Below are 19,619 nucleotides of genomic sequence, written 5' to 3'. Positions count from 1 at the left end.
AGTCGCACTCCACTCCGTTCGAGAGGTGGGATGAAGAAGATGAACAAGAGGCTCTTCCGGAACATCGGCGTAGCGGTGACGGCCACCTCGTGCCTGGCGGCCGGCGCATGGGGGATATCCGCGGCGGACGCCGGTGCGTCATCGCAGGATTCCCGCCTCGCGCCCGGCGTCCTGCGGTGCTATCGGACCCACGCCAATCCGAACGTCATCATCTGCTACGAGGTCAGGCACAAGCGTGTGCACAGGGGCGGGCAGATCGTGTACGTGCCGCTGCTGGTCCGCGTTCCGACGCCTTCGAATCCTCCTCCTGCGGTCCTCGTGGTGACGCTGCCGCCGACCACCGCGCCGACGACCCCGCCGCCGACCACGACGGCGCCGACGACAGCGCCGCCGACCACAGCGCCGCCGACGACAGCGCCGCCGACGACGGCGCCGACCACGACGGCGCCGACGACCATGCCTACGGAACAGCCGACCATGCCCACCGAGCAGCCGACCATGCCGACGGAGCAGCCGACCATGCCCACCGAGCAGCCGACCATGCCGATGGAGCAGCCGACCATGCCGACCGACGGCGGCACCTGAGACGGGGAGCGGGAGACCTCCGCCCGGGCCCGCGGCCGGACGCCGCGCCCGGGCGGGGGGCCGCGCCGGACGGCTAGATCCAGGTGTCCAGCCACATCCGCGACCGCCACTGCTCGATCGGGATCGTCGTGCCCGTGTACAGCGGCCAGAAGTAGATGAAGTTCCAGGCGATCAGCAGGACCAGGACGCCCGCGCCCGCCGCTCCCACGACCCGGCGGCGTTCGGTCGATCCGGGCGGGCCCAGGATGCCGCCGATCATCATGGCGACCGCCAGGCACAGGAACGGGACGAAGACGACCGCGTAGAAGTAGAAGATCGTGCGCTCCTGGTACAGGAACCAGGGCAGATAGCCGGCCGCGATGCCGCAGGCGATCGCCCCGGCCCGCCAGTCGCGGCGCAGCGCCCACCGCCACAGGACGTACAGGATCGCGAAGCAGGCCGCCCACCACAGCAGCGGTGTGCCGATCGCGAGGACCTCGCGTGCGCACTTCTCGCCCGCGTCCGCGGGACAGCCGGCCTCGCCCGGGGACGGGGACTCGTAGAAGTACGAGACCGGGCGGCCCGCCACGATCCAGCTCCACGGATTCGACTGGTACGTGTGCGGTGACGACAGGTGGACGTGGAACAGGTAGACCTCGTGCTCGTAGTGCCACAGGCTGCGCAGCCAGTCGGGCAGGAAGGTGAAGTGGCCGCCCTTGCCGTCGGTGGCCGCCCAGTTGCGGAAGTAGCCGCCGGAGCCGTCGGCGGGCGACAGGATCCAGCCGGTCCAGGAGGCGAGGTAGACGGCCAGCGCGACCGGGACCGTCGCCAGGAACGCCAGGCCCGTGTCGCGCTTGAGGACCGTCAGGTACGGGCGGCGGGCACCCGCGACCCGGCGCGCCCCCACGTCCCACAGGACCGCCATCACACAGAAGGCCGCCAGGACGTAGAGGCCGTTCCACTTGGTGCCGATCGCCAGGCCGAGCAGCAGGCCCGCCAGCCAGCGCCAGGGGCGGAGGCCGAAGCGGGTCGTCTCCGCCGTGTACGCGTCGGGGCGCACCCGGCCGTCCGCGTCCGCCGGCAGCGCCGCCGCCAGCCGTGCGCGTGCTCTGTCCCGGTCGACGAGCAGAGCGCCGAAGGCCGCCAGCACGAAGAACTCCAGGACGCCGTCGAGCAGCGAGGTGCGGCTCATCACGAACTGCAGGCCGTCCACCGCAAGCAGCGCGCCCGCCAGGCAGCCCAGGAAGGTCGAGCGGAACAGGCGGCGGCCGATGCGGCACAGCAGCAGCACCGCCAGCGTGCCGAGCAGGGCCGTCATGAAGCGCCAGCCGAACGGGTTGAACCCGAAGACCAGTTCGCCGAGCCCGATGACGTACTTGCCGACCGGCGGATGCACCACGTACGCGGCGTCCGTGGGGATCGCGACATGGCCGTGGTGCTGGAGGACCAGCTCGTTGGCGTTCTTCGCCCAGTTCGCCTCGTATCCGTTGTGGACGAGCGTCCAGGCGTCCTTGGCGTAGTACGTCTCGTCGAATATCACCGACCGCGGGCTGCCCAGGTTCCAGAACCGCAGCAGCCCGGCCACGAGGGTCACGAGCAGCGGGCCGCCCCAGGCCGACCAGCGCGTGATGCGGTCGGTGACCTCCTTGCTCAGGCCGATCGCCGCCCACAGGCGTGGGCCGGGCTCGCTGAACGGCGGCACCAGCCGGTCGCGGACGTCGCCTCTCGGGCGCCCCGTGTATCCGAAACGGAGCAGCCTCTGGTGCCAGGACGGCGGCTGGTCTTCGGTGGCCTGGCCCTGCCGGGTGTCCGTGGAGGACGCGGTACTGGTCACCGCGCCATCGTAGGGAACACGTCTGTGTGAGTCCCGTGCATGGCGCCTGGGAGGATGGAAACGTGACAGTAACGCCCGGAACCCTGGTCCTCGCCGGCACCCCCATCGGGGACATCGAGGACGCGCCGCCGCGGCTCGCGCAGGAGCTGGCCACCGCCGATGTGATCGCCGCCGAGGACACCCGCCGGCTACGGCGCCTCACCCAGGCGCTGGGCGTGCAGCCGGCCGGGCGCGTCGTGTCGTACTTCGAGGGCAACGAGTCGGCCCGCACCCCCGAGCTGGTCGAGGCCCTGGCCGGGGGCGCCCGCGTGCTGCTCGTGACGGACGCGGGGATGCCGTCCGTGTCCGACCCCGGGTTCCGGCTGGTCGCCGCCGCCGTCGAGAAGGAGATCAGGGTCACCGCCGTGCCGGGGCCGTCCGCGGTGCTCACCGCGGTCGCGCTGTCGGGGCTGCCCGTCGACCGGTTCTGCTTCGAGGGGTTCCTGCCCCGCAAGGCGGGCGAGCGGCTGTCGCGGCTGCGCGAGGTTGGCGAGGAGCGGCGCACGATGGTCTTCTTCGAGGCGCCGCACCGGCTGGCGGCGACCCTCGCCGCCATGTCCGAGGTGTTCGGCGCCACGCGCCGGGCCGCGGTGTGCCGCGAGCTGACCAAGACGTACGAGGAGGTCAGGCGCGGCCCCCTGGGCGAGCTGGCGGAGTGGGCCGCGGAGGGTGTGCGGGGCGAGATCACCGTCGTCGTGGAGGGGATCGGGGAGAGGGCCGCCGGGGAACCGGACGCGGCCGAGCTGGTGCGGCGGGTACGGGCGCGGGAGGAGGCCGGGGAGCGGCGCAAGGAGGCGATCGCGGCGGTGGCCGCGGAGGCGGGCCTGCCGAAGCGGGAGGTCTTCGACGCGGTCGTTGCCGCGAAGAACGCCGACGGGTCCCGGTGAGCGCCGCCCCGTCTCCGGCGGACGCTCCGCGACCCGCCCCGGCCCGGCGGCGGCCGCGGAACGGAACGGGTCGCACCCCGGCGCCCGGGTGGCTCGCGGGGGGCTCACACCCCCGCTGAGCAGGGTGCATCTCCCATGAGCGTGCGCCCCATGGGTGGGCAAAGGGCTGCCGTGGAAGGCAAAGCCGTGCGCCGTGACCGGGACCCCTTGGGCAAGCGAAGTCCAAATCGCCTCCAACACTCGACAGGGCTTGCTGCGTTCGCGCTGGTGACGGCGTCCACTGAGGGAGAGGGGACACACCCGTCCCCGCCCGCAGCGGGACCCGCGGGATTCAGGGGGATCCCCGCCCCGCGCGGGCGCTTGTCCGGAGGACAAGAGGAGAGCGGCATGAGTGAGATCGCAGGGGGGACCGGCCGCGGCGCGGCACCCGGTCCCGACATCGCGCGGACCGACCGGGGTGCGGCGACCGCCGTCGTCCACGAGTCCTACTCCTTCGCCTGCATGCGATGCGGGCACGGCTGGGAGCAGTCGTACGAGATAGAGCACCATCTGGACGGGGACGGCAACGAGTTCGTGATGTACGTGGCGGGCGGCCAGGTCGTGCCCTCGCCGCTGAGCCGGCCCACCTGCGGGAACTGCGACAGCCACATACTGCGCATCATGCGCCCCGGCCAGGTCTCCTCCGCGCAGAACTCCCTGCACCGGCCGCACCGCCGGGCGCCGCAGCCGGTCGCGGACGGCGCCGACGCGCCGCGGACGGAACCCGCGGAGCCCGGGGGGCACCAGCACTGGCACCTCTCGGACCTGCTGCACCCGTTCCACCACCGCAAGGCGGGGTGAGCGCCGGGGCCGGGCCGTCCCGGACGGGGTGCGGCCCGCCCCTTTCGTAGGATCGGGGCATGCCTTCCCCAGAGTCCGGCAAGAACGTCCCGCCGCCCCTTCCCGAACCCCTCCGCGTGCCCGTCGCCGACTCGCACACCCACCTCGACATGCAGTCCGGGACGGTGGCGGAGGCCCTCGCCAAGGCCGCGTCGGTCGGCGTGACCACGGTCGTCCAGGTGGGCTGCGACGTGAAGGGCTCGCGCTGGGCCGCCGAGACGGCCGCCGCGTACGACGCCGTGCACGCCACGGTGGCGCTGCACCCCAACGAGGCGCCGCGCATCGTGCACGGGGACCCTGGGGGCACCTCCCAGCCCGCTGGGGCGGGAGGCCGGTCGCGGCAGGGCGTGCGGGAGCCGGGCGGGGACGCGGCGCTGGACGAGGCGCTCGCCGAGATCGACCGCCTCGCCGCCCTCCCGCACGTCAAGGGCGTCGGCGAGACCGGACTCGACTCCTTCCGCACGGGCCCCGAGGGCAAGGCCGCCCAGGAGTACTCCTTCCGCGCGCACATCGAGATCGCCAAGCGGCACGGCAAGGCGCTGGTCATCCACGACCGTGACGCCCACGCCGACGTCCTGCGCATCCTGCGGGAGGAGGGCGCGCCCGAGCGGACCGTCTTCCACTGCTTCTCGGGCGACGCGGCGATGGCCGAGGTCTGCGCGAGCGCCGGGTACTTCATGTCGTTCGCGGGCAACGTGACCTTCAAGAACGCGCAGCCGCTGCGCGACGCGCTCGCCGTGGCGCCCCTCGGCCTCGTCCTCGTGGAGACCGACGCGCCCTTCCTGACCCCCGCTCCCTATCGCGGACGGCCGAACGCGCCGTACCTCGTTCCGGTCACGGTCCGCGCGATGGCCGCGGTGAAGGGCGTCGAGGAGGACGCGCTGGCGGCGGCCGTCGGGGCGAACACGGCACGCGTCTTCGATTACTGAACCGCAACGATCCCCCGCCGGGTCCCTGCCGCCGCACGGGGCCGTGTCGCGACACCGCGTAGCCGCGTTGCTTTGGAGAGTGACGGTCAGCCGCTAGGTTCTGGTCTCCCGTCTCGGACCCTCTCTGGAGTGTGGCGTCGTGAGCAACCGGCAGTACTCGCCGCACGGGGCGTCCGGCCCCGTCCCGCCGTACGAGGACCGCGAGCCGTACGGCCGGGCCTACCGGGACACCTACCGGCCCGCGTACGAGGTGCGGGCCCGCGCGGCGCGCGCCGCACGGACGGCGGGCCCGCTCGTGGAGCGCGCGGAGCAGGAGGGCCGCGCCCCCCGCACCGGAGGGCGCGCCCAGGCCCGGCACGCGGCGCGGCGCGGGAAGGGCGGCGCCCGTCCCCCGGCCGTGCGCCGTCTCCTCCCCCAGGCACTGGTCGTCGCCTTCCTCGCGGGCGGCACCACCGCGTTCGTGGCCAAGGACAAGGCGGTCGAACTGACCGTCGACGGCAGGCCCCGCGCGCTGCACACCTTCGCCGACGACGTGCGCGAGCTGCTCGCCGAGGAGGGCGTGGCGGTGGGCGCGCACGACGTCGTCGCGCCCGCGCCCGGCACCCCGCTCATGAGCGGCGACGAGGTCGCCGTACGCTACGGACGCCCGGTGCAGCTCACCCTCGACGGGCAGCGGCGCCAGGTGTGGACGACCGCGCAGACGGTGGCCGGCGCGCTCCGGCAGCTCGGGGTGCGCGCGGAGGGCGCGTACGTGTCGGCCTCGCGCTCCCGGCGGATCGGCCGCGAGGGGCTCGTGCTGGACGTCCGCACCGAGCGCACGGTGACGGTCATGGCGGACGGGCGGGCCCGCACGATCCGCACCAACGCGGCGACCGTCCAGGAGGCCGTCGCGGAGGCCGGGGTCGCGCTGCGCGGGCAGGACGCGCTCTCGGTGGCACCGGGGAGCTTCCCGCGCGACGGGCAGACGGTGACCGTGCTGCGGATCACCGGCTCCAAGGAGTACCGCGAGGAGCCCATCCCGTTCCGCGTGCGCCGCAGGAACGACCCGACCCTGTTCCGGGGCACGGAGGTGGTGGCCCGGGCCGGGCAGCCGGGCACCCGCCGCATCACGTACTCCCTGCGCACCGTCAACGGCGTCAGGCAGAAGCCCCGGCGGATCGGGGCGGAGGTGGTGCGGGAGCCACGGACCCAGCTGGTGCGGGTGGGCACCAAGCCGCACCCCGACTCGGTGCGGGGCGCGGAGCACCTGAACTGGGAGGCGCTCGCGGCCTGCGAGTCCGGGGGCCGGCCGCGCGCGGTGGACGCGTCCGGCACCTACGGGGGCCTCTACCAGTTCGACCGGCACACCTGGCACAGGCTCGGCGGGTCCGGACGGCCGCAGGACGCTCCGGCCACGGAGCAGACGTACCGCGCGAAGAAGCTGTACGTGCGGCAGGGGGCCGGCCCCTGGCCGCACTGCGGGTCGCGGCTGTACCGGTGACCGGCGCCGGGCGCCCGGGCCGGCCCCACGCCTGCGCGACCGTCCCGCGCCGCCCCGTACCCTTGGTCCGTGAGCAGCCCCACCTCCGACGCCCTCCTGGGGCCCGCCGACGTCCGTGAACTGGCGGCGGCCCTCGGCGTACGCCCCACCAAGCAGCGCGGCCAGAACTTCGTCATCGACGCCAACACCGTGCGGCGCATCGTGCGCACCGCCGAGGTGCGCCCCGACGACGTGGTGGTGGAGGTGGGTCCCGGGCTCGGGTCGCTGACGCTGGCGCTGCTGGAGGTCGCCGAGCGCGTCACCGCCGTCGAGATCGACGACGTCCTGGCGGCGGCACTGCCCGCGACCATCGCCGCGCGGATGCCCGAGCGCGCCGAGCGGTTCGCGCTGGTGCACTCCGACGCCCTGCATGTGCGCGAGCTGCCGGGCCCCGCCCCCACCGCGCTCGTCGCGAACCTGCCGTACAACGTCGCCGTGCCCGTCCTGCTGCACATGCTCGACACCTTCCCGAGCATCGAGCGGACGCTGGTGATGGTGCAGTCCGAGGTCGCCGACCGGCTCGCCGCCGCACCCGGGTCGAAGGTGTACGGGGTGCCGTCCGTCAAGGCCAACTGGTACGCGGACGTCAAGCGCGCCGGAGCCATCGGGCGCACCGTCTTCTGGCCCGCGCCCAACGTCGACAGCGGACTCGTCTCGCTGGTCCGGCGGGCCGAGCCGGTCAGGACCACCGCCTCGAAGGAGGAGGTGTTCGCCGTCGTGGACGCGGCCTTCGCGCAGCGGCGCAAGACGCTGCGGGCCGCGCTCGCGGGGTGGGCCGGCTCGGCCGCCGCGGCCGAGGCCGCGATCGTCGCCGCCGGTCTCTCACCGCAGGCGCGCGGTGAGTCCCTGACGGTCGAGGAGTTCGCCCGCATCGCGGAGAACCGGATGGCAGAGCACCGCACGGCAGAGCACCGCACGGCAGAACCCCGCACGGCGGACGACCGCATCGCGAAGGACAAGGAGTCGGACCGGCAGTGAGCGTGACCGTACGCGTCCCGGCCAAGGTCAATGTGCAGCTCGCGGTGGGCGGCGCCCGCCCCGACGGCTACCACGACCTGGCGAACGTCTTCCTCGCCGTCGGCCTCTACGACGAGATCACCGTGACCCCGGCCGACGAACTGCGCGTCACCTGCTCGGGGCCGGACGCCGCGCAGGTGCCGCTCGACCGGACGAACCTGGCGGCGCGGGCGGCGCTGACGCTCGCCGGACGCCGCGGGCTCGACGCGGCCGTGCACATCCACATCGCCAAGGACATCCCCGTCGCCGGCGGCATGGCCGGCGGCAGCGCGGACGGCGCGGGCGCGCTGGTGGCGTGCGACAGGTTGTGGGACACGCGAGCCTCCCGCGAGGAACTCCTCGACATCTGCGCCGAGTTGGGCAGTGATGTGCCGTTCAGCCTGGTGGGCGGGGCGGCGCTGGGCACCGGGCGGGGCGAGCGCCTTGAGTCGCTGGAGGTCGGCGGGACCTTCCACTGGGTGTTCGCGATGGCCGGGCGGGGGCTGTCGACCCCGGCGGTGTTCCGGGAGTTCGACCGGCTGGCCGAGGGCGTGCCGGTCCCCGGGCCGGTGGCCTCGCAGGACCTGCTGGACGCGCTGGCCAAGGGGGACGCCGCGGCGCTCGCGGCGGCGGTCTCCAACGACCTGCAGCCGGCGGCGCTGTCGCTGTTCCCGGAGCTGGCGGACACGCTGGCCGCGGGGCGCTCGGCGGGCGCGCTCGCGGCGCTGGTGTCCGGGTCGGGGCCCACGACGGCGTTCCTCGCACCGGACGCGGCCGCCGCCGAGCGGATCGCCGGCTCCCTGGCGGCGTCGGGCACCTGCCGGACCGCGCGCGTGGCACCGTCCCCGGCACCGGGGGCCACCGTCCTCTGAGCCCGCCGGCCCCGCACCGGGTCCGAGGGAAACGTACTCAGGAGCGATGTGAGTACGAGTGCGCTGACGCCTCCCCGTGTGTCCGCGCGACCGTACCCCCATGAGACCCAGCGACCTCGCCGCCGCCACACCCGCGTCCCGCGACCGTTTCGTCGATCTGCTGCGGGTCGCCTCGCTCGGTACCGTCGTGCTCGGGCACTGGCTGATGGCGGCCGTGTCCGTGGGCGCCGACGGGCATGCCCGGGTGGGGAACCTGCTCGCCCTGCAGCCCCGGCTCCAGCTGCTGACCTGGGTGTTCCAGGTCATGCCGGTGTTCTTCTTCGTCGGCGGCTTCTCCCACGCCCTCTCGGTGCGCTCGCTCGGCCGCCGGACCGCGCGGCCCTACGCGGTCTTCCTGCGCGCCCGGCTGCAGCGGCTGCTGCGGCCGACCGTCGTCTTCGTCGCCGTGTGGGGCGTAGTGGCGCTCGTCCTCCAACTGAGCGGGCACGGCGGCGGGTTGCTCGACATCAGCCTGCGGCTGGTCGCGCAGCCGCTGTGGTTCGTGGGGATCTATCTCGCGATGGTCGCCTGCACGCCGCCGCTGCTGAGGCTGCACGAGCGATGGGGGTGGGGCGCGCTCGGAATGCTGCTCGCCGCCGCCGCGGCCGTCGACCTGCTCCGCTTCGGCCTGGGCGTGCCCTACGTGGAGTTCCTGAACTTCGCCTTCGTCTGGCTCGCCGTCCACCAGCTGGGGTTCCTGCGGGCGGACGGAAGGCTGAGCCGGCCGTACCTCCTGGCCGGGGCCGGGCTCGCGGGTGCCGCGCTGCTGGTGGCCTGCGGGCCGTACCCGCTGTCGATGGTCGGGATGCCCGGGGAGAAGGTCTCCAACATGGCGCCGCCCACGCTCGCGCTGCTGTGCCACGGGCTGTGGCTCGTCGGGGCGGTGGAACTGCTGCGCGCCCCCGCCGCGCGGTGGCTGCGGCGGCCACGCGTGTGGCGCACGGTCGTGGCCGCCAACGGCGTCTCCATGACGGCGTTCCTGTGGCACCTCACGGCGATGCTCGGCGTCTACGGCGCGCTGCTCGCCGCGGGCGCCCGGCTGCCGGAGCCCGGTTCGGGTGCGTGGTGGATACAGGTACCATTGCGGATCACGGCCGCCGCGACGCTCACCGGGGTCCTGGTGGCCGTCTTCCGGCGCGCCGAAAAACCCTCGGGAGCACGGGAGTCGAGTGCGCCGCGCGCCTGGGCGGGACCCGCTTCCGCGCTCGGCGTCACCCTGTGCCTCTTCGGGGTGCTCGGCCTGTCGATGGTCGGCTTCGGGGGACTCCTGGAGGGCCGTACGGCACTGCTGATAGCCGTCCGCGTCACCGCGCCCGCGGCCGTGCTGATGACGCTCGCGGGCTGGCTGCTGGTGGAGCGGGCGGGACGGGGGCGGGGCGCGGCCGGGTGACGCGATCAACAGCTCAGAGCTTTTCGATGGCGGTCAGGTCGATGTCGATGTCGTACGGCACGCTGACCTTGACGTGCTCGTGATAGATGCCGGTCAGCGCGTACGTGCCGGTCGTTTCGCCGCGTTCGTAGACCTGCACGACCGGGTGATTGTCCTGGCCCGCCCTTTCCACCAGCCAGTAGTGCGGGATCCCGGCTGCGGCGTACTTCTGCGGCTTGGTCGTTCGGTCACGGGATTCGGAGTCCGGGGACACGACCTCGACGGCCAGGACGACATCCTTCGCCTGGTAGCTCGTCTGGTCGTCATCGGTGATTGCGTCCGCCCGCACCACGCTGACGTCGGGCTCGGGTCCGTTGCGCCTGTCCAGAACGACGGTCATCTCCCGGCTGACCCTGAATTCGGCGGGCAGGCCGTCACGTAGGCCGCTGACCAGCAGGTCGACCATGTTGCCGTGAAAGCGGCGTTGCGGGCTCACGAAGACCAGACTCCCGTCGATCAGCTCGGTGTGCGGCGGGAGATCCGGAAGCGCGAACAGGTCGTCCACGGTGTAACCGTCCATCGGCGGCATCGGCCAGCGAGACTGCTCGGTGGACTCGGCGATCATGGTTCCTCCCATGGACGGGATCCTTGCGGCCTGATTCCCACCGTAGCCGCCGATCAGCCATCACGTCACCACAAAGAGTGACGATCACCTCGCCGCCCGCATCCCCTCCCGGAGGCCCTACGCTTGAAGGCTGATCCGATCCCCGTGCGCAGGAGTGAAATGGCCGTCAACCTGGTCAATGTCGAGAACGTCAGCAAGGTGTACGGCACCCGTACCCTGCTCGACGGCGTCTCGCTCGGCGTGTCCGAAGGGGACCGGATCGGGGTCGTCGGACGCAACGGCGACGGCAAGACCACCCTGATCCGGATGCTCGCCAAGCTGGAGGGGGCCGACTCCGGCCGCGTCACCCACTCCGGCGGGCTGCGCCTGGGCGTGCTCACCCAGCACGACTCCCTCGACTCGTCCGCCACCGTCCGCCACGAGGTCATCCGGGACATGGCCGACCACGAGTGGGCGGGCAACGCCAAGATCAGGGACGTGCTCACCGGGCTGTTCGGCGGGCTCGACATGCCCGGGTTCCCGCAGGGGCTCGACACCGTCATCGGCCCGCTGTCCGGTGGCGAGCGGCGCCGTATCGCGCTGGCCAAGCTGCTCATCGCCGAGCAGGACCTGATCGTCCTCGACGAGCCCACCAACCACCTCGACGTCGAGGGCATCGCCTGGCTCGCCGGGCATCTGCGCGAGCGCCGCTCCGCGCTCGTGTGCGTCACCCACGACCGGTGGTTCCTGGACCAGGTGTGCACCCGGATGTGGGACGTGCAGCGGGCCACGGTCCACGAGTACGACGGCGGGTACTCCGACTACGTCTTCGCCCGCGCCGAACGCGAGCGCATCGCCGCCACCGAGGAGGTCAAGCGGCAGAACCTGGTCAGGAAGGAGCTGGCCTGGCTGCGGCGCGGCGCGCCCGCCCGCACCTCCAAGCCCCGCTTCCGCATCGAGGCCGCCAACGAGCTGATCCAGGACGTGCCGCCGCCCCGGGACCGCAGCGAGCTGATGAGGTTCGCGTCGTCGCGGCTCGGGAAGACGGTGTTCGACCTTGAGGACGTCACCGTGCAGGCGGGTCCCAAGGTGCTGCTCAAGCACGTCACCTGGCAGCTCGGCCCCGGCGACCGCGTCGGCCTGGTCGGCGTCAACGGCGCCGGCAAGACCTCGCTGCTGCGCGCCATGGCCGACGCCGCGCGCAGCGAGGGCGAGCGGCAGCCCGCCGGCGGCCGGATCGCCGTCGGCAAGACCGTCAGGCTCGCCTACCTCTCGCAGGAGGTCGTGGAACTCGACCCCGCGTGGCGGGTCCTGGAGGCCGTGCAGCGGGTCCGCGACCGCGTCGACCTCGGCAAGGGGCGCGAGATGACCGCCGGCCAGCTGTGCGAGACCTTCGGCTTCGGCAAGGAGAAGCAGTGGACCCCGGTGGGGGACCTGTCCGGCGGTGAGCGCCGGCGCCTGCAGCTCCTGCGCCTCCTGATGGACGAGCCCAACGTCCTCTTCCTCGACGAGCCCACCAACGACCTCGACATCGAGACCCTCACCCAGCTCGAGGACCTCCTCGACGGCTGGCCCGGCTCCATGGTCGTGATCTCGCACGACAGGTTCTTCGTCGAGCGGACCACGGACACGGTGTACGCCCTCCTCGGTGACGCCACGCTGCGCATGCTGCCCCGCGGTATCGACGAGTACCTGGAGCGGCGCCACCGCATGGAGGAGGCGGCCGCCGCGGCCGCGGCACCCGCACCCGCGGCCGGCAAGCCCGCGGCGTCCGCCGCCGACGCCCGCGCCGCCAAGAAGGAACTCCAGCGGATCGAGCGGCAGTTGGACAAGATCTCCGAGCGGGAGACCAGACTGCACGAGCAAATCGCCGCGAACGCGACGGACTTCGAGAAGGTCGCCGCGCTGGACGCGGAGCTGCGTGAACTGGTCGGCGAGCGCGAGGAGCTGGAGCTGCGCTGGCTGGAACTCGCCGACGACGCCTAGGCGTTCGGTGGACGGCGCGCACGCGGAGTGAAGGGCGCGTGCAGGTTTTCTGGGGGGATGCCCCCCAGACCCCCCAGGCGTAACGAGGGCATCACGGGCCGGTCCTCCCTTGGGAACAGGGGTGGTACCGGCCCCGTTTTCGAGGGCTTCGCAGTGGTAGAAAGGGCCGTCTGAGAACACTCTGAGCACCACCGGCGTGGCGGATTCGAGCACCACGGGCGGGGGACACATCAGTCAACAGGGGGGAACGCGCTGATGACTCAGCCGCCCAACGAGCCGCCGCAGGGCGGCTTCGGAGCGCCGCAGGATCCACGGCAGGCCACACCGCCGCCCGCGCCGCCTCCGCCGCCCACCCAGCCACCGGGGCCGCCGCAGCCGGGGTACGGCTATCCGCAGCAGCCCTCCGGCCCGTACGCGCAGCCCGGTCCCTACGGCCAGCCCGGCCCGTACGCCCAGCAGCCCGGCCCCTACGCCACGCCCCAGCCCGGCTACGGCTACCCGCAGCAGCCGTCCCCGTATCCCGGTGCCCCCACCCCGCCGCCCGGCGGCGGCTCCGGGAACCCCTTCAAGGGCAAGCCCGCGCTGGCCGTTGGCGCCGCGGTCGCCGCGCTGGCCGTCATAGGCGGCACCGTGTACGCGGTCGCCGGCGGCGGTGGCGGGGACGAGAAGCCCGTCGCCGGCAAGAGCCACAGCGCCCAGCCGTCCTCGACGGCGTCGTCCCCGGTGGACCCGGGCGACGGCAGCGGCAACGGCGGCGAGGACCCGGAGAACCTCAACGAGGGCCGCAAGGCCGGTGAGGCGAAGGTCCTGTGGTACAAGGAGGCGCCCGACGCGCCCGGTTCCGGCGCCGACGCCCCCAGCATGTGGATCACCGGCAAGGCGGCGGTGAAGGCCGCCTACAAGCAGGTCTTCGCCTACAACATCGGCAACGGCAACCCCACCTGGGACCCGATCACCTTCCCGCAGAAGATCTGCGCGGTCACCCCGCAGAAGACGGCCGGCGACAAGGTCGTCGTCGCCTATATGAGCGGCGTCAGCGACAACGCCAAGTGCAACCAGCTCCAGCAGATCGACCTCGGCACCGGCAAGAAGGGCTGGAGCGCGCAGGTCGCCGAGGGCGACCTGTTCGACAGTACGCTCACCATCGATCTCACCGTCACCGGAAAGACGCTGATGGTCGGCCGCTCGCAGTCCGGCACCGCCTACGACGTCGCCACCGGCAAGAAGCTGTGGGACAAGCAGCGGTACGGCTCGGCGTGCTTCCCGACCGCGTTCGCGGGCGGCGCCCGGATCATCTCCGTCGCGTCCTGCGACGCCGGCGGGTCGAACGCCCACGACGAGGTGCAGGAACTGGACCCCGCGACCGGCAAGGCCAAGTGGACCAGGAAGATACCCAAGGGCTGGACCGTCGCACGCACGTACTCCGTCGACCCCGTGGTCCTGTACCTCACCAACGAGGACAAGAAGCAGTGGAACGTCTCCACGCTGAAGAACGACGGCTCGCTGCGCTCCCAGGTCGACGTCAACGAGTCCTTCGCGCCCGAGTGCGGCTGGGCCATCCTCGACCGCGATCTGCAGGGCTGCACGGGCGCGGTGGCCGACGCCACCACCCTGTACCTGCCGACCGAGGCGAAGACCGGCCCGAACGAGATCGTCGCGATCAGCCTCGACACGGGCAAGGAGAAGTGGCGGGTGAAGTCCCCGGCGGACGAGTCGATGCTGCCGCTGAAGACGGACGGCACCAACCTGATCGCCTATGTCGAGCCGTCGTACGACGCCGGCGGCCAGATCGTCTCCATCGCCACGGGCGGCACCGCCCACACCACGACCAAGCTGCTGCAGAACCCCTCGGGCGCCGCGCAGATCGAGAGCAGCTTCTTCTCCAAGGCCATCGACTACGTGGACGGGCGTTTCTACATCTCCACGACCCGGCTGTCGGGCAGCACCCAGTCGAAGGAGAAGCTGATGCTGGCCTACGGCAAGTGACCCGGCCGCCGACTCCCGTGTTCCCGCCCACCGTCCTTCCGTCCTTCGAGGTAGTCACGTCATGAGCCAGCCGCCCCCGCCCCCCAACCAGCCGCCGCCGGGCGGCTTCGGCGCCCCGCAGGACCCTTCCCCAAGCTCTCAACAGAGTTCGAGCAGGGGATACCCCAACCCCGGCGGCTTCGGCGCCCCGCAGAGCCCGCCCCCGGGTGGGTTCGGCGCGCCCCAGACGCCGCCCCCGCCCCCGGCGACGCCTCCCCAGACGCCGCCGCCACCCGCGCAGGGCCCGGGGTACGGCTACCCGCAGCCGCAGACCCCGCCTCCCGCGGCGCCGCAGCAGCCGTACGGCTACCCGCAGCAGCCCGCTTACGGCCAGCCCGGTTACGGCTATCCGCAGGGGCCGACGCTCCCCATGCAGCCGCAGGCCGCGCAGGGCGGGCGCAAGGGGCCCGGCGCCCAGGTGTGGATCATCGTCGCGGCGGTGGCCGCCATCGCGCTGATCGTCGGCGGCGGTGTCTGGTATGCCAACAGCTCGTCCGGCAAGGGCGAGGACAAGCACTCCGCCTCCGGCACGAGCGGCGGCAACGGCTCCAAGGGCGGCTCCGGCGGTACCGGCGGCTCCGGCGGTGCCAAGGAGAAGGTCCCGTCCGACCCCAGCGGCAAGGTCCTCTTCCAGCTGCCCGCGCCGGCGATCACGGACAAGCAGGAGATCGACAGCGTCGCCGGCTCCTGGCTCACCGACTCCGTCTACGCGAAGGCCGGCATCGGCAAGATCGTCGGCTACGACCCGGACACCGGCGCGGCCAAGTGGACGCTGCCGCTGAACGGGCAGACGTGCGCGGCCTCCCCGGAGATCACCTCCTCCGGCATCACCGCGGTGGTCAGCGAGTCCGGCGCACGCTCGGGCGCGAGCGACCGCAAGCCGTGCAGCGACATCACCGCGTTCGAGGTCGCCACCGGCAAGAAGCTGTGGACCAAGTCGGTCTCCAACGGCGGCAGTCCGATCGCGTTCGACGAGGTCTCGATCAGCGGCAGCACGGTCGCGGTCGGCGGTGGCTACGACGGCGGCGCCGCCTTCGACGTGACCACCGGCAAGGTCCTGTGGCAGCCCAAGGTCGGCGCGTGCGAGGACGTCGGTTACGCGGGCGGCGAGCAGCTGGTCGCGGTGCGCAAGTGCGGCGACTACGGCAACGAGACCTACGAGGTGCAGCTGCTCGACCAGAAGAGCGGCGCCGTCAAGTGGACGTACAAGCTCCCCAGCGGCATCGACAACGCCAAGGTCATCTCCACCAAGCCGGTCGTCTTCGGCGTGGACTCGGGCGAGGTCACCGCCTCCGGTGTCACGGACGTCTTCTCGCTGGACGACAGCGGCAAGCTGCGCACGAAGATCACGCTGGCGGACGGCCAGTACGAGCACGACTGCGGCGTCAACAAGGTCCATGACTGCCATGCGATCGCGGTCGGCAACGACAAGCTGTACGTCCCGACCAAGCAGCACGACGGATCGGGCGACTACAGCCAGACCAACGAGATCATCGCGTTCTCGCTGGCCAACGGGAAGACCACCGGTGACAAGATCGACGCCGGCGACGGGTACGAGATCTTCCCGATCCGGATGGACGGCGGGAACATCCTGGCCTACAAGGACGGCCCGTACGACAAGGGCTCGCAGGTCGTCTCGGTCGACGGCACGACGCTGAAGCAGACGAAGCTGCTGGAGACCCCGGCCGCGCAGACCGTGCTCAGCGCCATCAGCAGCATGGTGCCGAAGTCGTCCGAGCTGCTCTACACCGACGGGCGGCTGTTCTTCGGCAAGGATCTGGTCAGCAAGCCGTACTCGGCGGACCAGAAGCAGTACACGGCGCTCGGCTTCGGCGCGAAGTAGCGCGCGGGGCGCGCACACGAAGGTCCCGCTCCAGTTCAGGGGCGGGGCCTTTCGCGTATTCCTCATCAGGCGCGAAAGGGCTGGATTTCGGTAATCCGGGGCACTTCTCACCAGTAGGGGCAGCGCAACGTCGAACAAGCGTGTAGCTTCCGGGGGCAGTGCAGGCAGGGGGCGCGCCGGGGGGCGTCTGTCCGTGCGGGACCGTGGACGTCCACAGGGGGCGTCCGTGGGCGGACTGGGGGGTTGCTCGATGGGAGTGCGGCTGATGGTGGTCGACGACCACCGGCTGCTGGCCGAGGCGTTGGCCTCGGCGCTGAAGCTGCGGGGGCACCGGGTGCTGGCCGCTGCTGCGCCCGCCGCGGGCGCGGCGGACCTGGTGATCGCCAGGGCACCGGAGGTGTGCCTGCTGGGGACGGCGACGCCCGCCGAGCCGGGGGTCTTCGACCCGGTGGTGCGCATCAAGCGGGAACGGCCGCAGGTGGCGGTGCTGGTCCTCGGCCCGGTGCCGAGTCCGCGCGGCATCGCGGCCGCGTTCGCCGCGGGCGCCTCGGGCTATGTGCGCCACGACGAGCGCATCGAGGGGGTCGAGCGGGCGATCATGAAGGCGCGGGCGGGTGAGGCGGCCGTGGCGCCGCAACTGCTGCAGGGGGCGTTCGGCGAGCTGCTCCATCCGGCGGCCCAGCCGGACGACGAGGGCCAGCGGCTGCTGGAGATGCTCACACCGCGCGAGGTGGAGGTCCTGGTGCGGGTCGCGGACGGCGAGGACACCCGGCTGATCGCGGCCGGCATGGGCATAGCGCCCTCGACGGCCCGCACCCATGTGCAGCGGGTCCTGATGAAGCTGGGGGTGGGGTCGCGTCTGGAGGCGGCGGCGCTCGCGGCCCGCACGGGGCTGCTGGACCGGGCGGGCCCGGTGCGCCACACCGTGCCGCGGGAGGGCGGGCCGCGGTGAGGGGGTGAGGGACGGCGGGGCCGGTGCCACCGTGATGGCGCCGGCCCCGGGTGCCGGCGGGCGCGGGGCCGTGCCGTCCGGCCGGCGGACGCCGGGCAGGGCGTCCGCTACTCGGACGGCCGCTCGTCCGCCCGGCCGTCCTCGGACGGCGCGTCCGCCGGCGGCGGTACCGTCGGGCGCAGCTTCAGCCAGGCCAGGAAGAACAGGCCGAGCAGCAGCATGCCCAGGCCGGTCCACAGGTTGATGTTGACGCCCTCGGCCTTCTTGACGGCGGCGTCGGAGGCGGTGAAACCCGCGATCATGACGATGACGCCGTAGACCACGAACAGGCCGCCGATGATGCGGCGGATGTCGAAGAGGCGGGCCGCGGTCGCGGACTTCCCCTCCAGATCGGTGACTTCGCGCTGGACGTCACGCTCGGAGTACTCGGACATGGTCTCTCCATCCTCCCGCGGTCAGAGCGAGAACGGGACGTAGCAGGCGGCGGCGAGGACGACGGCGCCCCAGCCGAGCAGGGCGGGCCTGCGGTACCAGGCGTCGTCGCCCACGGCGGGGGGTTCGGCCATGCCGGGGGACCGCGTGCCGTACACCAGGCCCTGGAGGTCCTCGTCGGGCTTCGGCGCGGTGAACAGCGAGACGGCGGCCATCACGACGGCGCCCGCCACGAAGCCGGCGATCGCCGAGACGAAGTTGGCCCCCTGGTCGGAGGGGATGCCGATGATGCCCTGCTTGTAGATGACGAAGTAGTTCACCATCGCGGCGGTGGTGCCCGCGAGCAGGCCCCAGAAGCCGGACTTCATCGACGCCCGCTTCCAGAACATGCCGACGACGAAGACCACGAACATCGGCACGTTGAAGAAGGAGAACAGCGTCTGCAGGTAGCTCATGATGTTGGAGAACGACGAGGCCAGGAAGGCCGTGCCGATCGAGGCGAGCACGCCGACGGCCGTGATGAGGCGGCCGAAGTTCACGTAGTAGCCGTCCGCGCGGCCCCTGACCACGTACTTCGCCCAGATGTCGTTGGTGAACACGGTGTTGAAGGACGACACGTTGGCCGCCATGCCCGCCATGAACGCCGCCAGCAGACCGGTCACCGCGATGCCGAGCACGCCGTTGGGCAGCAGCTCCTGCATCAGGTAGGGGATCGCGTCGTTGTACTGCAGGTCCGAGCCCGAGGTCCCGATCCTCGGTACGAGGACGGCGGCGACCAGGCCGGGGATCATCACCAGGAAGACGATGAAGATCTTCGGGAACGCGGCGATCAGCGGGGTGCGCCGGGCGGCGGAGAGGTTCTTCGCGGACAGGGCGCGCTGTACCTCGGCGAAGTTGGTGGTCCAGTAGCCGAAGGACAGCACGAACCCGAGGCCGAGGACGATCGTCAGCCAGTTGGCGCCCAGCGGGTTGGCGCTGCCGATGCCGGTGCCGCCCCACGCGGTGACGAAGTTGTGGCCGTGCGTCCTGGCCAGGGAGTCGGTCAGGCCGCCCCAGCCGCCGACCTTCTTCAGGCCGAGGGCGGTGATCGGGATGAGGGCCGCCAGGATCACGAAGAACTGCAGCACCTCGTTGTAGATCGCGGACGAGAGACCGCCGAGGGTGATGTACGCGAGGACGAAGAAGCCGGCGACGACGATCGCCACCCACTGCGGCCAGCCGAGCAGCGCCTCGACGACGATCGCGAGGGCGTAGAGGTTGACGCCCGCGATCAGGATCGCGGCGAACGCGAACAGGATCGAACTCAGCAGGTGGGCCCACCTGTCGAAGCGGAGCAGCAGGAACTCGGGGACCGAGCGGACCTTGGATCCGTAGTAGAAGGGCATCATCACCAGGCCGAGGAAGACCATCGCCGGGATGGCGCCGATCCAGTACCAGTGGACCGTGTAGGCGCCGTACTGGGCGCTGTTGGCGGCCATGCCCAGGATCTCGGTGGCGGCCAGGTTGGCCGAGATGAAGGCCAGACCGGTGATCCAGGCGGGCAGGGAGCGTCCCGAGAGGAAGAAGTCGAGGCTGGTCTTCACGGAGCGGCGGGCGGCGAAGCCGATGCCCAGGACGACCACGAAGTAGATCCCGAGAATCGCGTAGTCGAGCCCGTTGGTGGGGAGTCGTAGCCCGGCTGCCAGATATGTGGGGGTTTGCATGAGAACTCGCTTCGTTTGCGAACTGATCCAGAGCGGAACCTACGCCTCCGCGTTCAGTAATTGAACACTTCTGATGATGCTCTTTGTTTGATTGTGATGTTGACGATTGTGGTGAGTTGTGTTTTGGTGTGTTGGGTTCTGTTTGGT

The 19,619-nt window shown here is 72.0% G+C and carries 16 protein-coding genes; 11 read left to right on the top strand and 5 right to left on the bottom strand.

Annotated features, from left to right (window positions below; genetic code table 11):
- Positions 1 to 215: 215 nt before the first annotated feature.
- A complete protein-coding gene (locus ACZ79I_RS16600) occupies positions 216 to 581 on the bottom strand; it encodes a hypothetical protein (protein WP_471498196.1) in 366 nt (121 codons plus the stop codon).
- Positions 582 to 658: 77 nt separating this feature from the next.
- The gene (locus ACZ79I_RS16595) at positions 659 to 2,398 is read right to left on the bottom strand and encodes a dolichyl-phosphate-mannose--protein mannosyltransferase (protein ID WP_471498194.1); all 1,740 of its coding nucleotides are present in this window, start codon (positions 2,396 to 2,398) and stop codon (positions 659 to 661) included.
- Positions 2,399 to 2,460: 62 nt separating this feature from the next.
- Here ACZ79I_RS16595 and rsmI point away from each other — a divergent pair, with 62 nt between their 5' ends.
- From rsmI to ACZ79I_RS16560, 7 genes are all read left to right on the top strand, one after another.
- On the top strand, positions 2,461 to 3,324 hold the full coding sequence (gene rsmI, locus ACZ79I_RS16590; protein WP_471498193.1) for a 16S rRNA (cytidine(1402)-2'-O)-methyltransferase: 864 nt from the start codon (positions 2,461 to 2,463) through the stop codon (positions 3,322 to 3,324).
- A 387-nt stretch (positions 3,325 to 3,711) separates the two neighbouring features.
- Entirely contained in the window at positions 3,712 to 4,164 is a 453-nt protein-coding gene (locus ACZ79I_RS16585; RefSeq protein WP_471498192.1) for a hypothetical protein, read from the top strand.
- 59 nt (positions 4,165 to 4,223) lie between these two features.
- Positions 4,224 to 5,132 (top strand): TatD family hydrolase, encoded by a 909-nt coding sequence (locus ACZ79I_RS16580; RefSeq protein WP_471498190.1) that lies wholly within the window; start codon positions 4,224 to 4,226, stop codon positions 5,130 to 5,132.
- A gap of 139 nt (positions 5,133 to 5,271) precedes the next feature.
- Entirely contained in the window at positions 5,272 to 6,612 is a 1,341-nt protein-coding gene (locus ACZ79I_RS16575) for a ubiquitin-like domain-containing protein (protein WP_471498189.1), read from the top strand.
- A 69-nt stretch (positions 6,613 to 6,681) separates the two neighbouring features.
- Positions 6,682 to 7,629 carry a 16S rRNA (adenine(1518)-N(6)/adenine(1519)-N(6))-dimethyltransferase RsmA gene (rsmA, locus tag ACZ79I_RS16570; RefSeq protein WP_471498188.1) on the top strand — a complete coding sequence of 316 codons (948 nt, stop codon included), beginning with the start codon at positions 6,682 to 6,684 and terminating at the stop codon, positions 7,627 to 7,629.
- Positions 7,626 to 8,519 (top strand): 4-(cytidine 5'-diphospho)-2-C-methyl-D-erythritol kinase, encoded by an 894-nt coding sequence (locus ACZ79I_RS16565; protein ID WP_471498186.1) that lies wholly within the window; start codon positions 7,626 to 7,628, stop codon positions 8,517 to 8,519. Before rsmA ends, ACZ79I_RS16565 begins: the two co-directional genes overlap by 4 nt.
- 100 nt (positions 8,520 to 8,619) lie before the next feature.
- Positions 8,620 to 9,948, top strand: a complete 1,329-nt coding sequence (locus tag ACZ79I_RS16560) for an acyltransferase family protein (RefSeq protein WP_471498185.1) — start codon at positions 8,620 to 8,622, stop codon at positions 9,946 to 9,948.
- A gap of 13 nt (positions 9,949 to 9,961) precedes the next feature.
- Here the strand turns inward: ACZ79I_RS16560 and ACZ79I_RS16555 are convergent, their stop codons facing one another.
- A complete protein-coding gene (locus ACZ79I_RS16555) occupies positions 9,962 to 10,552 on the bottom strand; it encodes a Uma2 family endonuclease (protein ID WP_471498184.1) in 591 nt (196 codons plus the stop codon).
- A gap of 159 nt (positions 10,553 to 10,711) precedes the next feature.
- Here ACZ79I_RS16555 and ACZ79I_RS16550 point away from each other — a divergent pair, with 159 nt between their 5' ends.
- The 4 genes from ACZ79I_RS16550 (at position 10,712) to ACZ79I_RS16535 (ending at position 17,337) form a co-directional block, all read left to right on the top strand.
- Positions 10,712 to 12,517 carry an ABC-F family ATP-binding cassette domain-containing protein gene (locus ACZ79I_RS16550; protein ID WP_471498182.1) on the top strand — a complete coding sequence of 602 codons (1,806 nt, stop codon included), beginning with the start codon at positions 10,712 to 10,714 and terminating at the stop codon, positions 12,515 to 12,517.
- A 255-nt stretch (positions 12,518 to 12,772) separates the two neighbouring features.
- Positions 12,773 to 14,503: an outer membrane protein assembly factor BamB family protein gene (locus tag ACZ79I_RS16545; RefSeq protein WP_471498181.1), complete on the top strand. Its 1,731-nt coding sequence runs from the start codon at positions 12,773 to 12,775 to the stop codon at positions 14,501 to 14,503.
- A gap of 61 nt (positions 14,504 to 14,564) precedes the next feature.
- The gene (locus tag ACZ79I_RS16540) at positions 14,565 to 16,385 is read left to right on the top strand and encodes an outer membrane protein assembly factor BamB family protein (protein ID WP_471498179.1); all 1,821 of its coding nucleotides are present in this window, start codon (positions 14,565 to 14,567) and stop codon (positions 16,383 to 16,385) included.
- Positions 16,386 to 16,635: 250 nt separating this feature from the next.
- The gene (locus tag ACZ79I_RS16535; protein WP_471498178.1) at positions 16,636 to 17,337 is read left to right on the top strand and encodes a helix-turn-helix transcriptional regulator; all 702 of its coding nucleotides are present in this window, start codon (positions 16,636 to 16,638) and stop codon (positions 17,335 to 17,337) included.
- A gap of 107 nt (positions 17,338 to 17,444) precedes the next feature.
- Here the strand turns inward: ACZ79I_RS16535 and ACZ79I_RS16530 are convergent, their stop codons facing one another.
- Together ACZ79I_RS16530 and ACZ79I_RS16525 are read right to left on the bottom strand one after the other, a co-directional pair.
- A complete protein-coding gene (locus ACZ79I_RS16530) occupies positions 17,445 to 17,771 on the bottom strand; it encodes a hypothetical protein (RefSeq protein ID WP_471498177.1) in 327 nt (108 codons plus the stop codon).
- 21 nt (positions 17,772 to 17,792) lie between these two features.
- A complete protein-coding gene (locus tag ACZ79I_RS16525; protein ID WP_471498175.1) occupies positions 17,793 to 19,472 on the bottom strand; it encodes a sodium:solute symporter family protein in 1,680 nt (559 codons plus the stop codon).
- Between the last annotated feature and the right edge of the window lie 147 nt (positions 19,473 to 19,619).

The organism is Streptomyces sp. PSU-S4-23 (assembly GCF_055632315.1).
Note: the sequence above shows the minus strand (reverse complement) of the source record. Positions and strands in the feature narration are given on the sequence as shown.

What these genes read in the sequence shown, in the direction of transcription:
- ACZ79I_RS16530 (WP_471498177.1), bottom strand. Translation starts at nt 17,771, where the DNA reads ATGTCCGAGTACTCCGAGCGTGACGTCCAGCGCGAAGTCACCGATCTG.
- ACZ79I_RS16585 (WP_471498192.1), top strand. Translation starts at nt 3,712, where the DNA reads ATGAGTGAGATCGCAGGGGGGACCGGCCGCGGCGCGGCACCCGGTCCC.
- ACZ79I_RS16525 (WP_471498175.1), bottom strand. Translation starts at nt 19,472, where the DNA reads ATGCAAACCCCCACATATCTGGCAGCCGGGCTACGACTCCCCACCAAC.
- ACZ79I_RS16540 (WP_471498179.1), top strand. Translation starts at nt 14,565, where the DNA reads ATGAGCCAGCCGCCCCCGCCCCCCAACCAGCCGCCGCCGGGCGGCTTC.
- ACZ79I_RS16545 (WP_471498181.1), top strand. Translation starts at nt 12,773, where the DNA reads ATGACTCAGCCGCCCAACGAGCCGCCGCAGGGCGGCTTCGGAGCGCCG.
- ACZ79I_RS16555 (WP_471498184.1), bottom strand. Translation starts at nt 10,552, where the DNA reads ATGATCGCCGAGTCCACCGAGCAGTCTCGCTGGCCGATGCCGCCGATG.
- ACZ79I_RS16550 (WP_471498182.1), top strand. Translation starts at nt 10,712, where the DNA reads ATGGCCGTCAACCTGGTCAATGTCGAGAACGTCAGCAAGGTGTACGGC.
- ACZ79I_RS16580 (WP_471498190.1), top strand. Translation starts at nt 4,224, where the DNA reads ATGCCTTCCCCAGAGTCCGGCAAGAACGTCCCGCCGCCCCTTCCCGAA.
- ACZ79I_RS16535 (WP_471498178.1), top strand. Translation starts at nt 16,636, where the DNA reads ATGGGAGTGCGGCTGATGGTGGTCGACGACCACCGGCTGCTGGCCGAG.
- ACZ79I_RS16560 (WP_471498185.1), top strand. Translation starts at nt 8,620, where the DNA reads ATGAGACCCAGCGACCTCGCCGCCGCCACACCCGCGTCCCGCGACCGT.